The organism is Citrobacter sp. Cf087, assembly GCF_030334285.1.
Lineage (GTDB): Bacteria > Pseudomonadota > Gammaproteobacteria > Enterobacterales > Enterobacteriaceae > Citrobacter > Citrobacter freundii.
This window is the reverse complement of the sequence record NZ_JAOWED010000027.1, coordinates 121525-138820: the sequence shown is the minus strand read 5'-3', so window position 1 is coordinate 138820 and position 17296 is coordinate 121525. Positions and strand designations below refer to the sequence as shown.

Annotated in this window: 20 protein-coding genes; 5 read left to right on the top strand and 15 right to left on the bottom strand. The window is 52.5% G+C overall.

The window, feature by feature from the left end:
• Positions 1-6: 6 nt before the first annotated feature.
• The 4 genes from nrdE to OGV57_RS08340 form a co-directional block, all read right to left on the bottom strand.
• On the bottom strand, positions 7-2151 hold the full coding sequence (nrdE, locus tag OGV57_RS08355) for a class 1b ribonucleoside-diphosphate reductase subunit alpha (protein ID WP_054528721.1): 2145 nt from the start codon (positions 2149-2151) through the stop codon (positions 7-9).
• Positions 2124-2534 (bottom strand): class Ib ribonucleoside-diphosphate reductase assembly flavoprotein NrdI, encoded by a 411-nt coding sequence (nrdI, locus tag OGV57_RS08350; protein WP_003037273.1) that lies wholly within the window; start codon positions 2532-2534, stop codon positions 2124-2126. Before nrdI ends, nrdE begins: the two co-directional genes overlap by 28 nt.
• Positions 2531-2776, bottom strand: coding sequence for a glutaredoxin-like protein NrdH (gene nrdH, locus OGV57_RS08345; protein WP_003037270.1), 246 nt, complete (start codon positions 2774-2776; stop codon positions 2531-2533). The genes nrdI and nrdH overlap by 4 nt, the downstream gene beginning before the upstream one ends.
• A gap of 280 nt (positions 2777-3056) precedes the next feature.
• Positions 3057-3488 (bottom strand): carboxymuconolactone decarboxylase family protein, encoded by a 432-nt coding sequence (locus tag OGV57_RS08340; protein WP_003839686.1) that lies wholly within the window; start codon positions 3486-3488, stop codon positions 3057-3059.
• Positions 3489-3578: 90 nt separating this feature from the next.
• Here OGV57_RS08340 and pdxR point away from each other — a divergent pair, with 90 nt between their 5' ends.
• Positions 3579-4913 (top strand): MocR-like pyridoxine biosynthesis transcription factor PdxR, encoded by a 1335-nt coding sequence (pdxR, locus tag OGV57_RS08335; protein ID WP_071684360.1) that lies wholly within the window; start codon positions 3579-3581, stop codon positions 4911-4913.
• A 248-nt stretch (positions 4914-5161) separates the two neighbouring features.
• Positions 5162-5512: a DUF2002 family protein gene (locus OGV57_RS08330; protein WP_003037262.1), complete on the top strand. Its 351-nt coding sequence runs from the start codon at positions 5162-5164 to the stop codon at positions 5510-5512.
• A gap of 36 nt (positions 5513-5548) precedes the next feature.
• On the opposite strand, the gene alaE is transcribed toward OGV57_RS08330, so the two are convergent.
• Entirely contained in the window at positions 5549-5998 is a 450-nt protein-coding gene (alaE, locus tag OGV57_RS08325; RefSeq protein WP_003037259.1) for an L-alanine exporter AlaE, read from the bottom strand.
• Positions 5999-6555: 557 nt separating this feature from the next.
• On the opposite strand from alaE, the gene stpA reads away from it, so the two are divergent.
• Positions 6556-6957 carry a DNA-binding protein StpA gene (gene stpA / locus OGV57_RS08320; RefSeq protein WP_003839690.1) on the top strand — a complete coding sequence of 134 codons (402 nt, stop codon included), beginning with the start codon at positions 6556-6558 and terminating at the stop codon, positions 6955-6957.
• 36 nt (positions 6958-6993) lie between these two features.
• Here the strand turns inward: stpA and OGV57_RS08315 are convergent, their stop codons facing one another.
• The 3 genes from OGV57_RS08315 to OGV57_RS08305 all read right to left on the bottom strand — a co-directional run bounded on the left by OGV57_RS08315 (position 6994) and on the right by OGV57_RS08305 (position 8100).
• Entirely contained in the window at positions 6994-7173 is a 180-nt protein-coding gene (locus OGV57_RS08315; protein ID WP_003037253.1) for a GDFGVC terminal motif YodC-like protein, read from the bottom strand.
• Positions 7174-7263: 90 nt separating this feature from the next.
• Positions 7264-7791 (bottom strand): rhodanese family protein, encoded by a 528-nt coding sequence (locus OGV57_RS08310; protein ID WP_016150867.1) that lies wholly within the window; start codon positions 7789-7791, stop codon positions 7264-7266.
• Between the two features lie 9 nt (positions 7792-7800).
• Positions 7801-8100 carry an ArsR/SmtB family transcription factor gene (locus OGV57_RS08305; RefSeq protein WP_003037247.1) on the bottom strand — a complete coding sequence of 100 codons (300 nt, stop codon included), beginning with the start codon at positions 8098-8100 and terminating at the stop codon, positions 7801-7803.
• 185 nt (positions 8101-8285) lie between these two features.
• Between OGV57_RS08305 and OGV57_RS08300 the strand changes: the two genes are divergently transcribed.
• Positions 8286-8444: a YqaE/Pmp3 family membrane protein gene (locus OGV57_RS08300; RefSeq protein ID WP_003037242.1), complete on the top strand. Its 159-nt coding sequence runs from the start codon at positions 8286-8288 to the stop codon at positions 8442-8444.
• 95 nt (positions 8445-8539) lie between these two features.
• The gene (gene lysM / locus OGV57_RS08295) at positions 8540-8989 is read left to right on the top strand and encodes a peptidoglycan-binding protein LysM (RefSeq protein ID WP_003037241.1); all 450 of its coding nucleotides are present in this window, start codon (positions 8540-8542) and stop codon (positions 8987-8989) included.
• Positions 8990-9001: 12 nt separating this feature from the next.
• On the opposite strand, the gene csiR is transcribed toward lysM, so the two are convergent.
• From csiR to OGV57_RS08260, 7 genes are all read right to left on the bottom strand, one after another.
• Positions 9002-9688 (bottom strand): DNA-binding transcriptional regulator CsiR, encoded by a 687-nt coding sequence (gene csiR / locus OGV57_RS08290; protein WP_003037236.1) that lies wholly within the window; start codon positions 9686-9688, stop codon positions 9002-9004.
• A gap of 45 nt (positions 9689-9733) precedes the next feature.
• Positions 9734-11134: a GABA permease gene (gene gabP / locus OGV57_RS08285; RefSeq protein ID WP_003839698.1), complete on the bottom strand. Its 1401-nt coding sequence runs from the start codon at positions 11132-11134 to the stop codon at positions 9734-9736.
• A gap of 142 nt (positions 11135-11276) precedes the next feature.
• Positions 11277-12560, bottom strand: coding sequence for a 4-aminobutyrate--2-oxoglutarate transaminase (gabT, locus tag OGV57_RS08280; protein ID WP_054528719.1), 1284 nt, complete (start codon positions 12558-12560; stop codon positions 11277-11279).
• Positions 12561-12585: 25 nt separating this feature from the next.
• Entirely contained in the window at positions 12586-14034 is a 1449-nt protein-coding gene (gabD, locus tag OGV57_RS08275; protein WP_003037227.1) for an NADP-dependent succinate-semialdehyde dehydrogenase, read from the bottom strand.
• A gap of 23 nt (positions 14035-14057) precedes the next feature.
• The gene (gene lhgD, locus OGV57_RS08270; RefSeq protein WP_054528718.1) at positions 14058-15326 is read right to left on the bottom strand and encodes an L-2-hydroxyglutarate dehydrogenase; all 1269 of its coding nucleotides are present in this window, start codon (positions 15324-15326) and stop codon (positions 14058-14060) included.
• A 19-nt stretch (positions 15327-15345) separates the two neighbouring features.
• Positions 15346-16323 carry a glutarate dioxygenase GlaH gene (gene glaH, locus OGV57_RS08265; RefSeq protein ID WP_003839704.1) on the bottom strand — a complete coding sequence of 326 codons (978 nt, stop codon included), beginning with the start codon at positions 16321-16323 and terminating at the stop codon, positions 15346-15348.
• Between the two features lie 239 nt (positions 16324-16562).
• The gene (locus OGV57_RS08260; protein WP_003037218.1) at positions 16563-17276 is read right to left on the bottom strand and encodes an MgtC/SapB family protein; all 714 of its coding nucleotides are present in this window, start codon (positions 17274-17276) and stop codon (positions 16563-16565) included.
• Positions 17277-17296: the final 20 nt, after the last annotated feature.

Below are 17296 nucleotides of genomic sequence, written 5' to 3'. Positions count from 1 at the left end.
TCCTCCTTACAGCGCGCATGACACGCAGCCTTCGATTTCGGTGCCTTCCAGCGCCAGCTGGCGTAGTCGGATGTAGTACAGGGATTTGATGCCCTTACGCCAGGCGTAAATCTGCGCTTTGTTGATATCGCGCGTGGTGGCGGTATCGGGGAAAAAGAGCGTCAGTGAAAGCCCTTGGTCGACATGCCGCGTTGCTTCAGCGTAAGTATCAATGATTTTTTGTGGACCGATCTCGTAGGCATCCTGATACAAGGCCAGATTCTCATTGGTCATAAACGGGGCAGGGTAGTAAACGCGCCCGGTTTTGCCCTCTTTACGAATCTCTACTTTCGACACGATCGGGTGAATGCTTGACGTGGCATGGTTGATGTAGGAGATAGAACCGGTGGGCGGAACCGCCTGTAAATTCTGGTTATAAATACCGTAGCGCATCACATCTTCACGCAGTTGCGCCCACATCTCGCGCGTCGGCAGCGTAATGCCGCTGGCGGCAAACAGTGTGCGGACCTTGTCGGTTTTTGGCTGCCAGTCGCCCTGCAGATACTGGTTAAAATACTCGCCGCTGGCGTAGCGTGACTGTTTGAATCCGGCAAAGGTTTGACCCCGCTCGCGAGCGATCTTCATTGACGTATTCAGCGCATGCCATGTGATGGTGTAGAAATAGAGATTGGTGAAATCCAGCCCTTCCGGCGAGCCGTAGGCGATCCCTTCCCGCGCCAGATACCCGTGCAGATTCATCTGCCCAAGACCAATCGCGTGCGACGCGCTGTTCCCGGCGTCGATCGAAGGCACACTGCGGATGTGGCTCATGTCCGAAACGGCGGTTAAGCTGCGAACCGCCGTTTCCACGGTACGACCAAAATCGGGTGAATCCATGGTATGGGCAATGTTCAAGGAGCCGAGATTGCAGGAGATATCGTGCCCGATCTGCGCGTAATTGAGATTTTCATCGTAGGTGGAGGCACTGTTAACCTGCAAAATCTCCGAGCACAGGTTGCTCATATTGATCCGACCGGCAATCGGATTGGCGCGATTCACCGTATCTTCAAACATGATGTAAGGATAACCAGACTCAAACTGGATCTCGGCCAGCCGCTGGAAGAATTCGCGGGCGTTAATGTATTTTTTGCGCACGCGTTCGTCGGCCACCAGTTCGTCATACCGCTCACTCACGGCGATATCACCGAACGGTTTGCCGTAAATCCGTTCCACGTCATACGGTGAGAACAGCGCCATCCGGGCATTTTCTTTCGCCAGTCGAAAGGTAACATCTGGGATCACCACGCCAAGCGAGAGCGTTTTGATGCGGATTTTCTCGTCGGCGTTTTCGCGCTTGGTATCGAGAAAACGTAAAATATCCGGATGGTGTGCGTGCAAATACACCGCGCCTGCGCCCTGACGTGCCCCGAGTTGATTCGCATAAGAAAACGCATCTTCCAGCATTTTCATTACCGGGATCACCCCAGAGGACTGGTTCTCAATGCGTTTAATGGGCGCACCTGCCTCGCGCAGGTTGGAGAGCAAAAATGCCACGCCGCCGCCGCGTTTGGAGAGCTGAAGTGCGGAGTTGACCGCCCGACCAATAGACTCCATGTTGTCTTCAATACGCAACAGGAAGCAGGAGACCAGCTCACCGCGTTGCTGTTTACCGCAGTTTAAAAAGGTTGGTGTGGCGGGTTGAAAGCGCCCGGAGAGCATTTCATCGGTCAGTTGCATCGCGAGTGCTTCATCGCCCTGCGCCAGCGTGAGTGCCACCATCGTTACCCGATCCTCAAAGTCTTCGAGATAGCGCTTACCGTCGAACGTTTTCAACGTATAGCTGGTGTAGAACTTCCATGCGCCGAGGAACGTCTGGAAACGGAATCCGCTGGTGTGGGCGTGGGCGAATAGCTTCAGCACGAACGCGCGATCGTAGCGGGCTAACACGCTGGCATCGTAATAGCCTTCATCCACCAACGTTTCCAGGCGTTCCTGCTGGCTGGCAAACGCCACCGAGTTGGGGCGGACGTGTGCGGCAAAGAAAGCCTCCACCGCCTGATGGTCTTTGTCGAACTGAATGCGCCCGGCTTTATCATACAGATTCAGCATGGCGTTCAGGGCGTGATAATCCAGCGTTGGCTGCATTACACGTTCTGCGGTTGTCGTTGCCAAAATTCGCTCACTCCTTTTCGAACGTTGTCGATATCGCTTTGGGTGCCCATCAGCTCAAAGCGATAGAGCCACGGCACGCCGCATTTTTGTGAGATGACATCACCCGCGCGACCGTAGGCGTCACCGAAATTACGATTGCCGGAGGCGATCACTCCACGGATTAACGCCCGGTTGTGCGTATCGTTTAAAAAGCGGATCACCTGTCTTGGGACCGCGCCAGCAGTGCCGCCGCCGCCGTAGGACGGCACGATTAATATGTAAGGTTCGTCTACCCGGATCGGCTCGCGTTCGTTAAGCGGAATGCGGATGGCAGGCAGCCCCAGACGCTGCATAAAGCGGTGCGTATTTTCGGAGCTGCTGGAGAAGTAGACGAGCTGACTCATGCGCTGGCCACACGGTGTTCCGGATGCAGACGGTTGATCATGTCCGGGCGAAACCCTGACCAACTGGTTTCACCCGCGACTACGACCGGTAACTGGCGAAACCCTTGATCGCGCAGGTTATCAGCCAAATCGGGCTGTAAATCGACGTTTACCATCTCAAAGTCAAAACCACGGCTTTCCATTGCCCGTTTGGTGGCATGGCACTGAACACAGTTATTGCGAGTGTAAATAATAATACGCATGATTCGTATTTCCATTTAAAAATAAAAGATCGACGCGATAGAGGGCGTCGGGTTGTGTGTGTCCTGATAGGAAAGATACTAGATGTAGTTTTAAAAAGATTCAACCATACAAGATATGGGAATTTTAGATTGATGATGGGCTGGGTTATGGGCGTGGCTGGGGAAGTGATATGTACCATCGCAGGTTGCCGGATGGCGGCGCGTCGCGTCTAATCCGGCCTACAGGAAAGTACTTACCAGACCGGATAAGGCGTTTATGCCGCCATCCGGAAGCGCAGAATCACATGCGCATCCCCACCGCCAGGCGGTTAAAGCAGTTCATCAGGCTAATGGCAAATGTCAGGTCGCTAATCTCTTTCGCGCTGAAATGGTCGAGTAGTGGCAGATAAACGTCATCTTCGGCGTGAGTAGTGGCAATTTGGGTGACCGATTCGGCCCACGCCAGCGCCGCACGTTCCTGCTCGCTGAAGTGGTGACTCACCCGCCAGCCTGCCAGCGCATCCAGTTTGGCCTGCGCAACTCCGGATTTGCGCAGTGCTTTACTGTGCATTTCCAGACAAAAGGCGCAGCCGTTGATTTGCGAGACCCGCAGGTAAATCAGTTCCGTCAGCGTAGGTTCCAGCGCGCAATTCTCCAGCGCTTTGCTTGCCTGAACCAGAGCGTTATAGATTTCAGGGCTGAGTTCATAATAGGGCTGGCGTAACATGGTCATGGTATTTCTCCTCGTTTGGATGACCCGCAATGTAGCACTATAATGGACTGCTACAGAGAGCCATATTGTTGCCAAAAAAGCAGACCATAAATGCCGCGCTATCAGCAAATCGCCCGTCAGTTAAAAAACGCAATTGAGAAAGGTGAACTCAAGCCCGGTACCAGATTGCCCTCCAGTCGGACCTGGGCCCAGGAGCTGGGAGTATCACGCTCGACGATGGAAAATGCCTATGCAGAGCTGGTGGCGCAGGGCTGGCTCGCGCGGCGTGGACAGGCAGGAACGTTTGTCAGTGAGCAACTGCGACCAGAAAGGGCACCTGCTTCTCCTGCCATTTTTGCCGGAGAAAATCCCAGACCGCAAACTTTTCAGATGGGATTACCCGCACTCGATCTTTTTCCGCGCGAAGTCTGGGCGCGGGTGATGGGACGGCGTTTACGCACCCAAACGCGTTTTGATCTGGCGGTGGGCGATGTGTGTGGCGAGCGGGCGTTACGTCAGGCGATTGTGGATTACCTGCGGGTCTCACGCAGCATTGAATGCCAGCCAGAGCAGATTTTTATCACTTCAGGCTATGCGGCATCAATGACGTTAATCCTGCGCGCTCTGGCGCATCCCGGAGAGGGAATGTGGGTCGAAGATCCCGGCTTTCCGCTGATTCGGCCTGTGGTGGCTCAAGAACGCATTGAGTTGAAGCCGGTAGCGGTGGATGCCGATGGTCTGGATGTCAGCGCCGGGATCCGCGACTACCCGCAGGCGCGTTTTGTACTGCTCACTCCCGCACATCAAAGCCCACTGGGAGTAGCACTGTCTTTAGACCGTCGCCACCAGTTGCTGGAGTGGGCGACTCGTGCGCAGGCGTGGGTAATCGAAGATGACTATGACAGTGAATTTCGTTACCACGGTAAGCCGTTGCCGCCGCTAAAAAGTCTGGATGCGCCCCAGCGGGTGATTTATGCCGGAACGTTCAGCAAATCGATGTTTCCGGCTTTGCGTACGGCATGGCTGGTGGTGCCCCTGACCCAGGTTGAACACTTTCGCCAACAAGCGGCGCTAACGGCCTGTAGCGTCCCGGTTCTATGGCAGCAAACGCTGGCGGATTTTATGCGAGACGGCCACTTCTGGCGACACTTAAAACGTATGCGACAACATTATGCCGAACGACGACAATGGATGGAAAACGCCCTGACCGAACAAGGATTTAGCGTCATTCCTCAGGAAGGTGGGATTCAACTGGTGATGAGTGTGGACGGAGATGATATTGCGCTGGTGCGCAAAGCGAATCAGGCCGGGTTAGCCGTTCAGGCGTTAAGCCGCTGGCGAATAACGTCAGAAGGAAAGGGGGGAATATTGCTGTCATTTACCAATATCAGCTCGGCGGAAATGGCGCAACAGGCGGCGTACCAACTGCGGATGGCGCTGACATAAATCTGTACCCGTCATACTTCAAGTTGCATGTGCGTTGGCTGCGTTCGTTCACCCCAGTCACTTACTTTAGTAAGCTCCTGGGGATTCGCTCCCTTGCCGCCTTCCTGCAACTCGAATTATTTAGGGTATATAAGGTTCTTACGATATGCGTCCCACCATCGCCACCCGTTTATGGACTTTTCTGAAAGCGTTGCTAATGCTGAATCAGGTAAGGTAAGCCCGCAGTAAAAGATAACGAGGAAAATAATATGTATTTACGACCTGATGAGGTGGCGCGCGTACTTGAAAAAGTGGGCTTTACCGTTGATGTAGTGACGCAGAAAACGTACGGCTATCGTCGTGGCGAAAATTATGTGTACGTTAACCGTGAAGCACGCATGGGACGTACCGCATTAATTATCCATCCCACGCTAAAAGAGCGCAGCTCTTCGCTGGCAGAACCGGCGACGGATATTAAAACCTGCGATCATTATCAGCAATTCCCACTGTATTTAGCCGGTGAGACACACGAACATTATGGTATTCCGCACGGCTTTAGCTCGCGAATTGCGCTGGAGCGTTATCTGAGTGGGTTGTTTGGCGACGTTAATTCTAACTAATAACGCGACTGGCAGTGCCAGTCGCGAAGAAGCGTGTCAGGCTTTAGCCTGATGATAGCTGCTGACCTTAAACAAGCGGCGGCAATAATCAAGAAAGTAGCCATAGACAGCGCCCATCAGCATTGATACCACGATGTTCGAACTTACTGCAGCCGTAATCTGGTGCCAGTCTGCGCCAACCGTCAGCAGAATAATCACATACACCGGCGACTGGAAGGTGACATAAGCCAGCACATCCGCCAGATTTTTTGCCCATCCTGCCTGCGTGGCTTTACGCGCCGCGCGCATGAACAAATCACGGTACATGCCGTATGGCCACGCGATCAGTATGTTGACAGGGATAGCGACTAATCTGGAATACAGCGACTGTTCGAAGCTCATTCCAGAAAGGAATATTTCGATCAACATGTTCACGACAGAACAATAAACAACCATCGCGAACGTGTCTGCTACTGCATGACGCAAGCGTGACTGCGGAGAGAACATGTTAATGCTCCTTGTAAAAAGGGGGAAAAAGGTTTTGAATACCTTAACTGCTAGTGATTTGTCTTGCTGCTTTCGCGCTTTAATAGGATATCTGCCTGGATAATAACTAGCAACTAGCTTAAAATTTTTATTTATTGTCTTTTTGTCGATAAAATGCTCTGTAATGGTTTGTTTTTTGTTCGCTTTGGTGTTTTCGTTGCTGTGTTAATTAAAATTCTTTTAGATCAAAGAGTTATTTTTGCTTGTTTTTCTGGATTTTTTGCGCTCCTTTTCTGAATGTTGACTGATGTGCAATATGTATACTCGTTGGTTCCACGCGATGCCGTGGCCTGTTTCTTAAGTGACGTACTGAGATACCTTGCTGGTATATTCAAAGCTGCAATCAGGGTCATAGAATATATTGTCTGAGCGATAGCAGAATGGATGCTATAAATATCAGAGTTGGCTATTTGTTTAATGATCTGCGAATAAATTAGACTGGAAATATAATAATCAGTTGCATACAATATTTAGCGTAATACCATTTTTATGTTTTACGTTAAAGAGGTTTTGTTAATATGAGTTCAATGTTAAAAAACTTAAATAATATCCGCTCGCTGCGTGCAATGGCTCGTGAATTTTCCGTTGATGTACTGGAAGATATGCTTGAAAAATTCAGGGTAGTGACCAAAGAACGGCGCGATGAAGAAGAACAGCTACAGCGCCAACGCGCAGAACAGCAGGCAAAAATTAATGCCTTGCTGGCGCAGATGCAGGCAGACGGGATCAGCCCGGAGGAGCTGCTGAGCATAACACCTGCTACGACACGTTCAGTTAAAAAACGCCAACCGCGCCCGGCGAAATATCGTTTTATCGATCTCAATGGTGAAACGAAAACATGGACTGGGCAAGGTCGCACACCGAAGCCAATTGCCCAGGCGCTGGCTACCGGTAAATCTCTTGATGACTTTTTGATCTAATTACGAAGGCGGTGAGGAGATCCTCACCGCTTATTTTCAGCAAACGCCGAAATCACCCTCTTCGGTATATCGCGTGACATCAGCTGCTTTCAGCGTGAATTTATCACCGTTTTCATTACTGGCTTGTACCGCCACAATTTGATCGTCATTGACTTCAACAACTTTCAGTTTTGGACCACCCATACGCGGTTGAACCAGATCGCCAGGTTTAAACATATTGTTGCGCTCCTTTATTTATCATTTATCGCAGAACTCACCATAGATCACGTCAACCGGCGGGTACAGTGCTGTTTCAATGATTACCGCTTAATGAGTACGTCGGTTCCAGGGCATTTTGTCCAGCAGACGCGCCATGCCGCAAAAGCCGGTCACGCCAGCGAGAATCAGCCCGGCCCCGACAAAACCGCTCAGCAGGAAGAAAATACTGCTGACGGTGTAACCCAGAATAACACCGAGTAAGGCAAGGCTACCTGCGGCTATCTGCACCTGACGCATCAGCGGTAACGGTTGTGAACTGTCTTTCGTCACCGGCAACCCTGCGGCTTTCCAGCCGTCAATTCCACCTTCCAGCAGCCAGACCTGCGCGGGCGCAGCAATGGCGCTCAGTTTTGTTGCCGCATTTTGTGTACGTTTGCCTGACTGGCAGTGAAAAATCACCTGCTCGGCGCGTAAATTCGCAGGCAGCGATCCCTGCTCAAGCGCGGGCAACGGCGCCAGATGAGCCTCAGGAATATGCTCGTGCAGATACTCGTCAGCGTCGCGGATATCAATCAGTTTTGCACCTTGCGCGACCAGTGTCTGCGCCTCGCGCGGGGAAATCGTCCCAATAGTCATGATGGCTCCTTATGGGCAATACAGTGTTTTTAATGTGGCGATCAGCGAATTCACTGCCGCATTTTTAATGGAGTAGAGGATGCGCTGGGCATCGCGCTGGCTTTCTATCAGACCTTCTTCACGCATACGCGCCAGATGCTGGGAAGTGGCGGAAGGGCTAAGGCCGGTAACACGGGCTAACTCGCCTGCGCTGGTACCGGGTGAACCGCAGAGCATGCACAAAATCAGCAACCGTTTCGGGTTACTCATCGCTTTTAGCAGGGCGGCAGCTTGTTCAGCGCTGGCCTGGAGTTGTTCAAGTTCAGTCATATGTATTTAAGCATAATCTAAATTAAGTATATTCTAAAATAAACCAACCAACGTACGCCAGCGTAAAAAGCGTAAAGGAGGGTAAAACAGCCGCGGAATGCTGGCGGAGTTGGGTAGAATGGCTACTCCTAGAGATAAAATCTCTTTTTAAACAATGATTAATTTTTTGCTTGTAGGGAGTGTGTATGGGTTTCTGGAGAATCGTTTTTACTATTATTCTGCCCCCGCTTGGCGTGCTGCTGGGGAAGGGGTTCGGCTGGGCATTTATCCTCAATATCGTTCTGACGCTGCTGGGCTACATCCCTGGTTTGATCCATGCCTTCTGGATACAGACGCGTAATTAATTCCTTTCAACTACGGCGCTTTGGCGCCGTTTTCTTTGGCCCCCTTTCTCCTCTGCTACACTTTTGGGTGTTAATTGTTAATTACCGAGGTGGATATGGGACTCTTCAATTTTGTAAAAGATGCGGGTGAAAAACTGTGGGATGCGGTCACTGGAAACCATGACACAGCCGATCTGGCAAAAAAAGTGCAGGAACACCTGAACAAAACTGGCATCCCTGATGCGGATAAAGTGGACGTGCAAATTAACGAAGGCAAAGCCACTGTTTCTGGTGATGGATTAAGTCAGGAGGCGAAAGAAAAAATTCTGATCGCGATTGGTAATATCTCCGGTATTGCCAGCGTAGATGATCAGGTTAAAACCTCTGCGCCCGCGAGCGAAAGCCAGTTTTATACCGTGAAATCAGGGGATACCCTGAGCGCTATTGCTAAACAGGTTTACGGTAATGCCAACCTGTATAACCAGATATTTGAAGCGAATAAACCAATGCTGAAAAGTCCGGATAAAATCTATCCTGGGCAGGTGTTACGTATTCCGGAGCAGTAATATTATTCAGGCTTATTCCGTCAGCAATTTACCGGACATCGCCTGTTGAATAATCGGAATCGGCGTCAGCAGGTGCTGGCGCATTAATTCGCTGGCGCGCGCGGCATCGCGTGCCAGAATTGCTTCGGTCAACGTTTGGTGCTGATCGTGTTTGTCTTCCAGCATCTCCACCGACAGCACCGTTTTTCGCAGCCAGATAAACCGGTAGCGCGCCGCCAAATCGAACAGTCGTTCGCGCATTTGCAGCAGATATTGTGAACCACAGCCAGCGACAATCGCCGAGTGAAACGCCTGATGGCGCTGATCCCACTCGTCGAGCATCTGTTCGCTGGCATCAATGGCTTCAAGCTTACTAAGCATATGCGCGCGCGCCAGAATTTCAGCTTCCCAGGCGTCGTCGCCGCGTTCAATGGCCAGCGCGACCAGCATGGCTTCCATATTGGCGCGGGCATCGAAAATATCGAGCAACTCCTGCTCTGACATCGGGGCAACACGATACCCTTTCTGATTTACTACCGTCACCAACCGCTCGGCAACTAACTGCGAAAGCGCTTCGCGTAGCGGTCCCACGCCAAGCTCATAGCGTGAGGTCAGCAGGCTCATACGCAGTTTTTCATCAGGCTGATACACACCGCGGATGATGTCGTTCTTCAGCCAGCGGTATCCATCAATGGCCGTCGGTTGGGGAATGGCGGTCATGGTCATACTCCTGAAAGGATTTCCCGGCCTGCGCCGGGAACAGGTTTAATGCGTATTTTGCAATGGTGCTTTTTGCCAAGATAGCAGTTTTTTCCAGCGTGACATAATGGGCACGGTGCAAATAATTCCTATGGCTAACAACCCGGTAGAGATAACTTCCAGCTGTTGTGCCGGGCGAAACAGCATGACCACCAGCACAAAGATAATAAACGCGATGACCAGCCAGGTAAGCCACGGATAGAGCCACATTTTCAGTTTAATTTCACCGCCTCGCGCCAGCAGGATTTTGCGCATCCGCAGTTGAGAAACGGCAATGACCAGATAGACCAGCAGTGCGATGGCACCGGAACTGTCGATCAGGAATTTAAACACCTTGGCCGGGGCGTAATAGTTGACGATGACGGTGAGGAATGCGGCACCGGTAGACAGCAACACCGCCACATAAGGCGTTTTACTGCGGTTCGTTTTACCCATAAAGGCGGGGGCATCGCCACGGCGGCTCAGGGAGTAGAGCATACGCGAGGACGTATACAGCGCGGAGTTGAGACAGCTAGTCACCGACAGCAAAATGACGCAATCCATGATCAATTTCGCGTGCGGGATATGCAGTAGCTCCAGTACCGAGCGGTAAGAACCGACTTCTTTCAGTCCCGGCATGTTCCACGGGATCAGCGCCACCACCACAAAAATAGAGCACAGATAGAAGATGGAGATACGCCAGATAACCGAGTTGGTGGCGCGAACGATATGTTTATCCGGGGTATCGGATTCGGCGGCGGCGATGGTAACTATCTCTGCGCCCATAAAGGAGAACATGGTGATTAACATTGCGCTGATCACGGCGCCAAAACCGTTGGGCATAAAGCCGCCCTGATCCCACAGGCGCGAAACCCCGCTGACATCGGCATAAGGGTAGAAACCGCTAATCGCCGCTGCGCCGAGGGTTATAAACGCCAGAATGGCAATCACTTTGCACAGCGCCAGCCAGAACTCGAACTCACCATAATTTTTGACGCTCAGCAAATTACTGCCGGTTAATGCCAGCGTGATAACCAGAGAAAACAGCCAGATAGGAATACCAGGCACCCAGGAGTGAAGAATGATGGCGGCGATATTCGCCTCCAGCGGGATAACCAACACCCAGAACCACCAGTACAACCAGCCGATGGTGTAACCTGCCCAAGGGCCGATGGCCTTATCGGCGTATGTGGAAAAAGAACCGGTATCCGGTGTGGCGACGGCCATTTCGGCCAACATGCGCATAATCATCACCACCAGCAATCCGGCGAACAGATAGGCTAATAATACTGCGGGACCGGCTTCTGCAATCGCCACGCTTGAACCGACAAACAGACTTGCGCCGATTACCCCGGCAATAGACAGCATGGTGACGTGGCGTGATTTCAGCCCGCCCCCTAAATCATGTGATTGTGACACTTGCCCCATCTTTAAACCTCTCGAAAGTATTTCACTTGGGAGAGCACCCCGGCATTCCCGCGCCGGGGCACGCGTATTATTGTTATTGACCCTGTTTGCCGGATGGCGGCTCCGCCTTATCCGGCTTAAAACTCCCCGTTTTGATACGGGTTTAACCCTGCTTTGCCTCGGCAAAACACTGGGCGATAATGTCCAGCCCCTGGCGGATTTGCGCATCTTCAATAGTCAGCGGGACAAGAATGCGCAGCACGTTGTAGTAAGGTCCGCAGGAGAGCAGGATCAGTCCTTTCTCACGTGCACGCGCCACCACTTCCGCAGTCAGTTTGGCGTCTGGTTTCGTGTGGTCGCCGTTTTCGAACAGTTCGATAGCAATCATCGCGCCCAGCCCGCGTACGTCGCCAATCTCGCGGTGGGTTTCCGCGATAGCCAACAGGCCTTCACGCAGGGTTTGCCCCAGCTCGTTGGCTTTTTGCAGCAGATTTTCCTGCTCGAAAATGTTTAGTACCGCCAGCGCAGCGGCACAGGCAATTGGGTTACCTGCATAGGTACCGCCCAGACCGCCCGGTGGAATAGCGTCCATGACGTCGGCGCGTCCGGTCACGCCTGCCAGCGGGAAGCCTCCGGCGATGGATTTGGCGAAGGTGGTGAGATCGGGCGCAACGCCCATCTGCTCCATGGCAAACAGCGTACCGGTGCGGCCCGCACCGCTCTGTACTTCATCAGCAATCAGCATGATCCCGTGTTCGTCACAAATAGCGCGCAGACGTTGCATAAAAGCAGGAGAAGCGGCGTAAAAACCACCTTCGCCCTGGACGGGTTCAATTATGATGGCGGCGACGTCTTCTGGCGCGGCATCGTTTTTGAAAATGCGGTGAATGCTGGCGATAGCATCGTCGTCACTGATGCCGTGCAGCGGGCAAGGATAAAGCGCGCGATACACGTGGCCCGGCATCAGCCCCATTCCGGCAGAGTATGGGTTCACTTTCCCGGTCAGTGACAAGGTGTAGTGGGTACGGCCGTGGTAAGCACCGCTGAAGGCGATTGTGCCGGTGCGTTTGGTGGCGGCGCGGGCGATTTTCACCGCATTTTCTACCGCTTCAGAACCGGTGGTCACCAGCAGGGTTTTCTTGGCGAAATCACCCGGCACTTTCTTATTCATGATTTCGCACAGCTCCAGGTATGGCTCATAGGCCAGTACCTGGAAACAGGTATGGGACAGCTTTTTCAACTGCGCTTCTACCGCAGAGACGATCTGCGGGTGCAGGTGACCGGTGTTCAACACTGCAATACCGCCAGCAAAGTCAAGGAATTCACGGCCTTCAACGTCCCAGACCCGACAGTTTTCTGCACGCTCGGCAAAAATAGGGTGGATCTGGCCTACGCCACGGGGAACGGCGTTGCTGCGACGTTGCATAAGTTCTTTGTTGGTGCTCATCAGGTGTTCTCCAGTATTTATTGTATTAAAGGCCGATGCACATATATTTGATTTCTAAGTAGTCTTCGATGCCGTATTTTGATCCTTCACGGCCAAGACCGGAGGCTTTGATTCCCCCAAACGGGGCGACTTCGTTGGAGATAATGCCGGTGTTAATCCCGACGATGCCGTACTCCAGCGCTTCGCCAACGCGGAAGACGCGGCTTAAATCTCGGGCGTAGAAATAGGCGGCCAGACCAAACTCGGTGTCGTTGGCCTGAGCGATGACGTCGGCTTCGTCTTTAAAACGAAACAGCGGAGCCAATGGGCCAAACGTCTCTTCTTTGGCGACCTTCGCGTTGTCAGGCACATCTACCAGAATGGTGGGCTGGAAGAAGTTACCGCCGAGCGCATGAGGTTTACCGCCCGCGATAATGCGCGCGCCTTTATCCAGAGCATCGGCGATGTGTTCCTGCACTTTGGCAACCGCTTTATCGTCGATCAGCGGTCCGGTGGTGACCTCTGGTTGCAGACCATCGCCGAGATGCAGTTTGCTCACTGCATGCTGGAGTTTTTCGGCAAAACGCTCATACACACCGTCCTGTACGTACAGGCGGTTGGCGCAGACGCAGGTTTGCCCGGCGTTACGGAACTTCGAGGCCAGCGCACCTTCCACGGCTTTATCAAGATCGGCATCGTCAAAGACGATAAACGGCGCATTGCCGCCCAGTTCCAGCGATACCTTTTTGATGTCTTTGGCGCACTGCTGCATTAACTGACGGCCAATTTCGGTTGAGCCGGTAAATGACAGTTTGCGCACCAGCGGGTTGCCGGTCAGCTCGTTACCGACCGCGCTCGCAGAACCGGTCACCACGCTGAAAACGCCAGCCGGGATCCCGGCGCGATTAGCCAGTTCTGCCAGTGCCAGTGCGGAGTAGGGGGTCTGGCTGGCGGGTTTAAGCACCATCGTACAGCCTGCCGCCAGCGCGGGACCGGCTTTACGGGTGATCATCGCTGAGGGAAAGTTCCACGGCGTAATCGCGGCGGTAACGCCGATCGGCTGCTTGATGACGATCAGACGCTTATCGGCCTGATGGCCAGGGATCGTATCGCCATAGATGCGTTTACCCTCTTCGGCAAACCACTCAATAAATGAGGCGGCATAGGTGATTTCGCCTTTGGCCTCCGCCAGCGGTTTACCCTGTTCCAGGGTCATCAGGCGGGCGAGATCGTCCTGATGCTCAATCATCAGGTTGAACCAGCGGCGCAGGATATTGGCTCGCTCTTTGGCAGTCAGCGCACGCCAGGCCGGCAGAGCGCGGTTTGCGGCGTTAATCGCTTCGCGGGTTTCATCTGCCCCCATTTTAGGTACGCTACCCAATTGCTGACCGTTGGCGGGATTGGTCACCGCGATGGTCTCGCCGCTGTTAGCGTCACGCCAGTTGCCGTCGATCAGTGCCTGCTGGCGAAATAAGGTTGGATCGTTAAGTTGCATGATTGCTTCCTGTCTTAATCGGTTTAACGGGTAAATGCGGCGTGTAATGTCTCCACGCTACGTGCCGCACGCAGCGTGCGTCCGGGATTACTCTGGTTCTCCAGCAGCGCATGAACTTTGCTGACAATATGTGCACCGATAGGGATTGCCGATGTTGCCGCCGGAGAAGGCGCGTTACAGGTGTGAATTGAGTGTGGCGTGGTGACAAACAGAAAATCGTCGATAAGCTTGCCATCAGGTGATACCGCCTGTGCCCGCACGCCCGCAGGCCACGGTTGCAGATCCTTAAGCATCAGGCTCGGACAGTACTTTTGTACCAGCCGCAGATAACCGCTTTTGCACAGCGAATTCTTCATTTCGCCAAGCCCTGAGCGCAGGTTGTTTTGCAGCACGCGGCGAATACCAGAAGAGCCGAGGATCTCCAGCGTATCGCTGAGCGAGAAGTCACGCTTACGGTAGCCTTCACGTTTAAATGCCAGCACCGCGTTGGGGCCGACCGTGACGCTGCCGTCAATCATCCGGGTCAGATGAACACCGAGAAACGGCATTGCCGGGTCGGGGATGGGGTAGATCAGATGGTTAACTATCTGATTATGTTCTGGCGCCAGGCGGAAATATTCGCCACGGAACGGGCAGATGATAAAGCCAGGTTCAACGCCGAGCATTTTCACCAGTCGGTCCGCCATCAGGCCAGAACAACTAATCAGCGTCGCGCCTTCATATTCCTGACCCTGACGGGTATGGACAATCACGCCCGTAGCGTGCTCTTTCAGCGCGCTGACCTCGGCGTTGTAAATAATCTCACCGCCTTTGGCCTGGAAAATATTCGCCATCGCGGCGGTGACTTCACGGTAGCTGACGATCCCGCTCGACGGAACAAAAATGCCGCCCAGACCGGTGATATTCGGTTCACGCTCGCGAAGCTCCTGCGCATTCAGCCATTCGCGCTCCAAACCGTTAGCGGCGGTGCGATCCCATAGCGCGCGCATGCGCTCCATTTCCAGAGGGGAGGTGGCAACCAGCATTTTTCCGCAGACGTCGTAGCGGATGCCGTTTTGGTCGCAAAAGGCTTTTGTGGCGCGATTTCCGGCCAGGCAAAACTGCGCCTTCAGGCTGCCGGGAGTGTAATAGACCCCGGCATGAATGACGCCGCTGTTATGGCCCGTCTGGTGACAGGCCGGGCCGGACTCTTTTTCCAACAGCGCGATTCTGGCGTCCGGATAGACATCAATCAGCTGCATGGCGGTCGACATGCCGATAATGCCGCCGCCAATAATCACAAAATCATACATCCGCTTTTTTCCTTCGCGCTTACTGATGAGTCTGGTAGTGGTTTGTCGCGTAAGCGAAATAACCACGTTGGCGCATCAGTTCGCGGCGCAGGTCAGGATGCGAGGTGAAACGATCGCGACCGTGCAGCCAGAACAGGTTGTTGATCAGCAGGAATTTACCCACTGAAACCGGTACGGAAATAATACTTTTGCTGGTTTCCAGCGCGTCGGACAGGTCACTCAGCCAGACGCCTTCTTCATAGTCTTTTGGCTGGACGAACTGGTCGATGTAGCGCATCACCGGACGACCCTGCTGGTCAACGTCAAATACCGGATGGAACACTTCCTGGCTCACGTTTTTGCTTGGCGGCGCGGCAAAGCGCATAGGGCGACGCGCCAGCGGATGGGTAAAGTACTGATCCAGATGTTCCCAGTCGTCGAGGTGCAGCAGCAGCGAGTTACCGCCGGTCATGTTCTGCTCGTCAATCTTCATCATCAGCACGTAATCGGTGATTTCTTCGAGATAGGTTCCGTCGTTGTGCAATTCCATCACTCGGTGAGGCTGGCGCAGATAGCTGTCTGAGTTATCGACGTTTTTCACCACAAAACGTGCGTAATATTGACCGCTCATCGCATCAAAATTCGAGCGTCCGATTAGATGCGCTACCGCCGTCGCCAGCTTGACCATCTCTTCTGCCTGCGCCACATCATCCACGCCAACGGCATTGATCAGCAGTGCGCCTTCGGCACGATCGAGCAACGTTTTCAGCAGCAGAGGCTGCAACTGATTGCCGCACAGGTCGTCGAGGATCTTGCCCACTTTGAAGCGCAAGAAGGATTTGTATTCCAGCGCCTGCACCGGCCACTGCGCGACGGCCTGCAGAAATTGCTCAGTGGTTTCAGCGGAAAAAGTCAGCTCCAGCAGGCGTGGGGATTGGGCTGACGGTTTCAGCGTGAAACCGCTGTAGTGCTGGGCTGGATCTTCAGCGTTTGGTTTTACGGCAGTCAGTGCGTTCATCAAATCGTTCCTCTCAGTAGATTGTCAGGGAGATATGGCGCAGCTCGTTTCGTAGCCATAAATTAAAAATATCTACATTTTTGAAAAACGCGCACATAATGAGTTTGTTTGTTTGTTATTTGTGATCAAAAGCAACAAATATTTAACATTTCAAACAGTAGGGATTTAAAGCGAAGACGGGGATAGAGCGGTTATATCAGGTGGTAACCACCTGATTTTAAAGAGGGAAATAAAAAATCTTAATGTTCAAGAGCAATAGCGCAGACGTGTTCAACATGAGTGAGATCGTGGTACAAGTCGGGCAAGGTCATCTTCTTACGAATTACGATTTTGAGATTAACCTCGATTTTACCCTTCTTAATATCCCTGATCGTTATGTTTTCAATAATGTTTTTCTGTTGATGGATGCGGGTTATCAGATTTTCGAGCGCATCGCGTTCATCAAGAATAACCCTGACTTTTACTTTTCCGGGGAACTGGTTTTTAGTTTGTAAGAAAATAATGAACGGGCTTAATTTAATTGCCAATAAAAATAAAGCCGTGGCAAAAAAAGCATGAAAATAAAAACCGGCCCCACAGGTGATTCCCACCCCAGCAGATGCCCAGACAATTGCCGCAGTAGTGAGACCAGAAATAGCATCGTCGTGTCGGTGCAGAATGACTCCCGCACCGAGAAAACCAACGCCACTAATAATCTGAGCCGCCAGACGCATAGGATCGCTACGGATGTTCATCGAAATTTCAGCATAGTATTCTGCAGATTGTATTGATACGACAGTTAACACACAGCTGGCTACGGATAAAATAACGCAAGTTTTGAAGCCAACCGGTTTCCCTTTCGATTCTCTTTCCAGGCCTATAATGCCACCCAGAATAAATGCAATGCTGATTTTGATGATCGTAGTTAAAGGCAACAATCCTTGCTCATTGATGATGGCGGCCAGATTATTCATGCAATTACCTTAATGAAAGA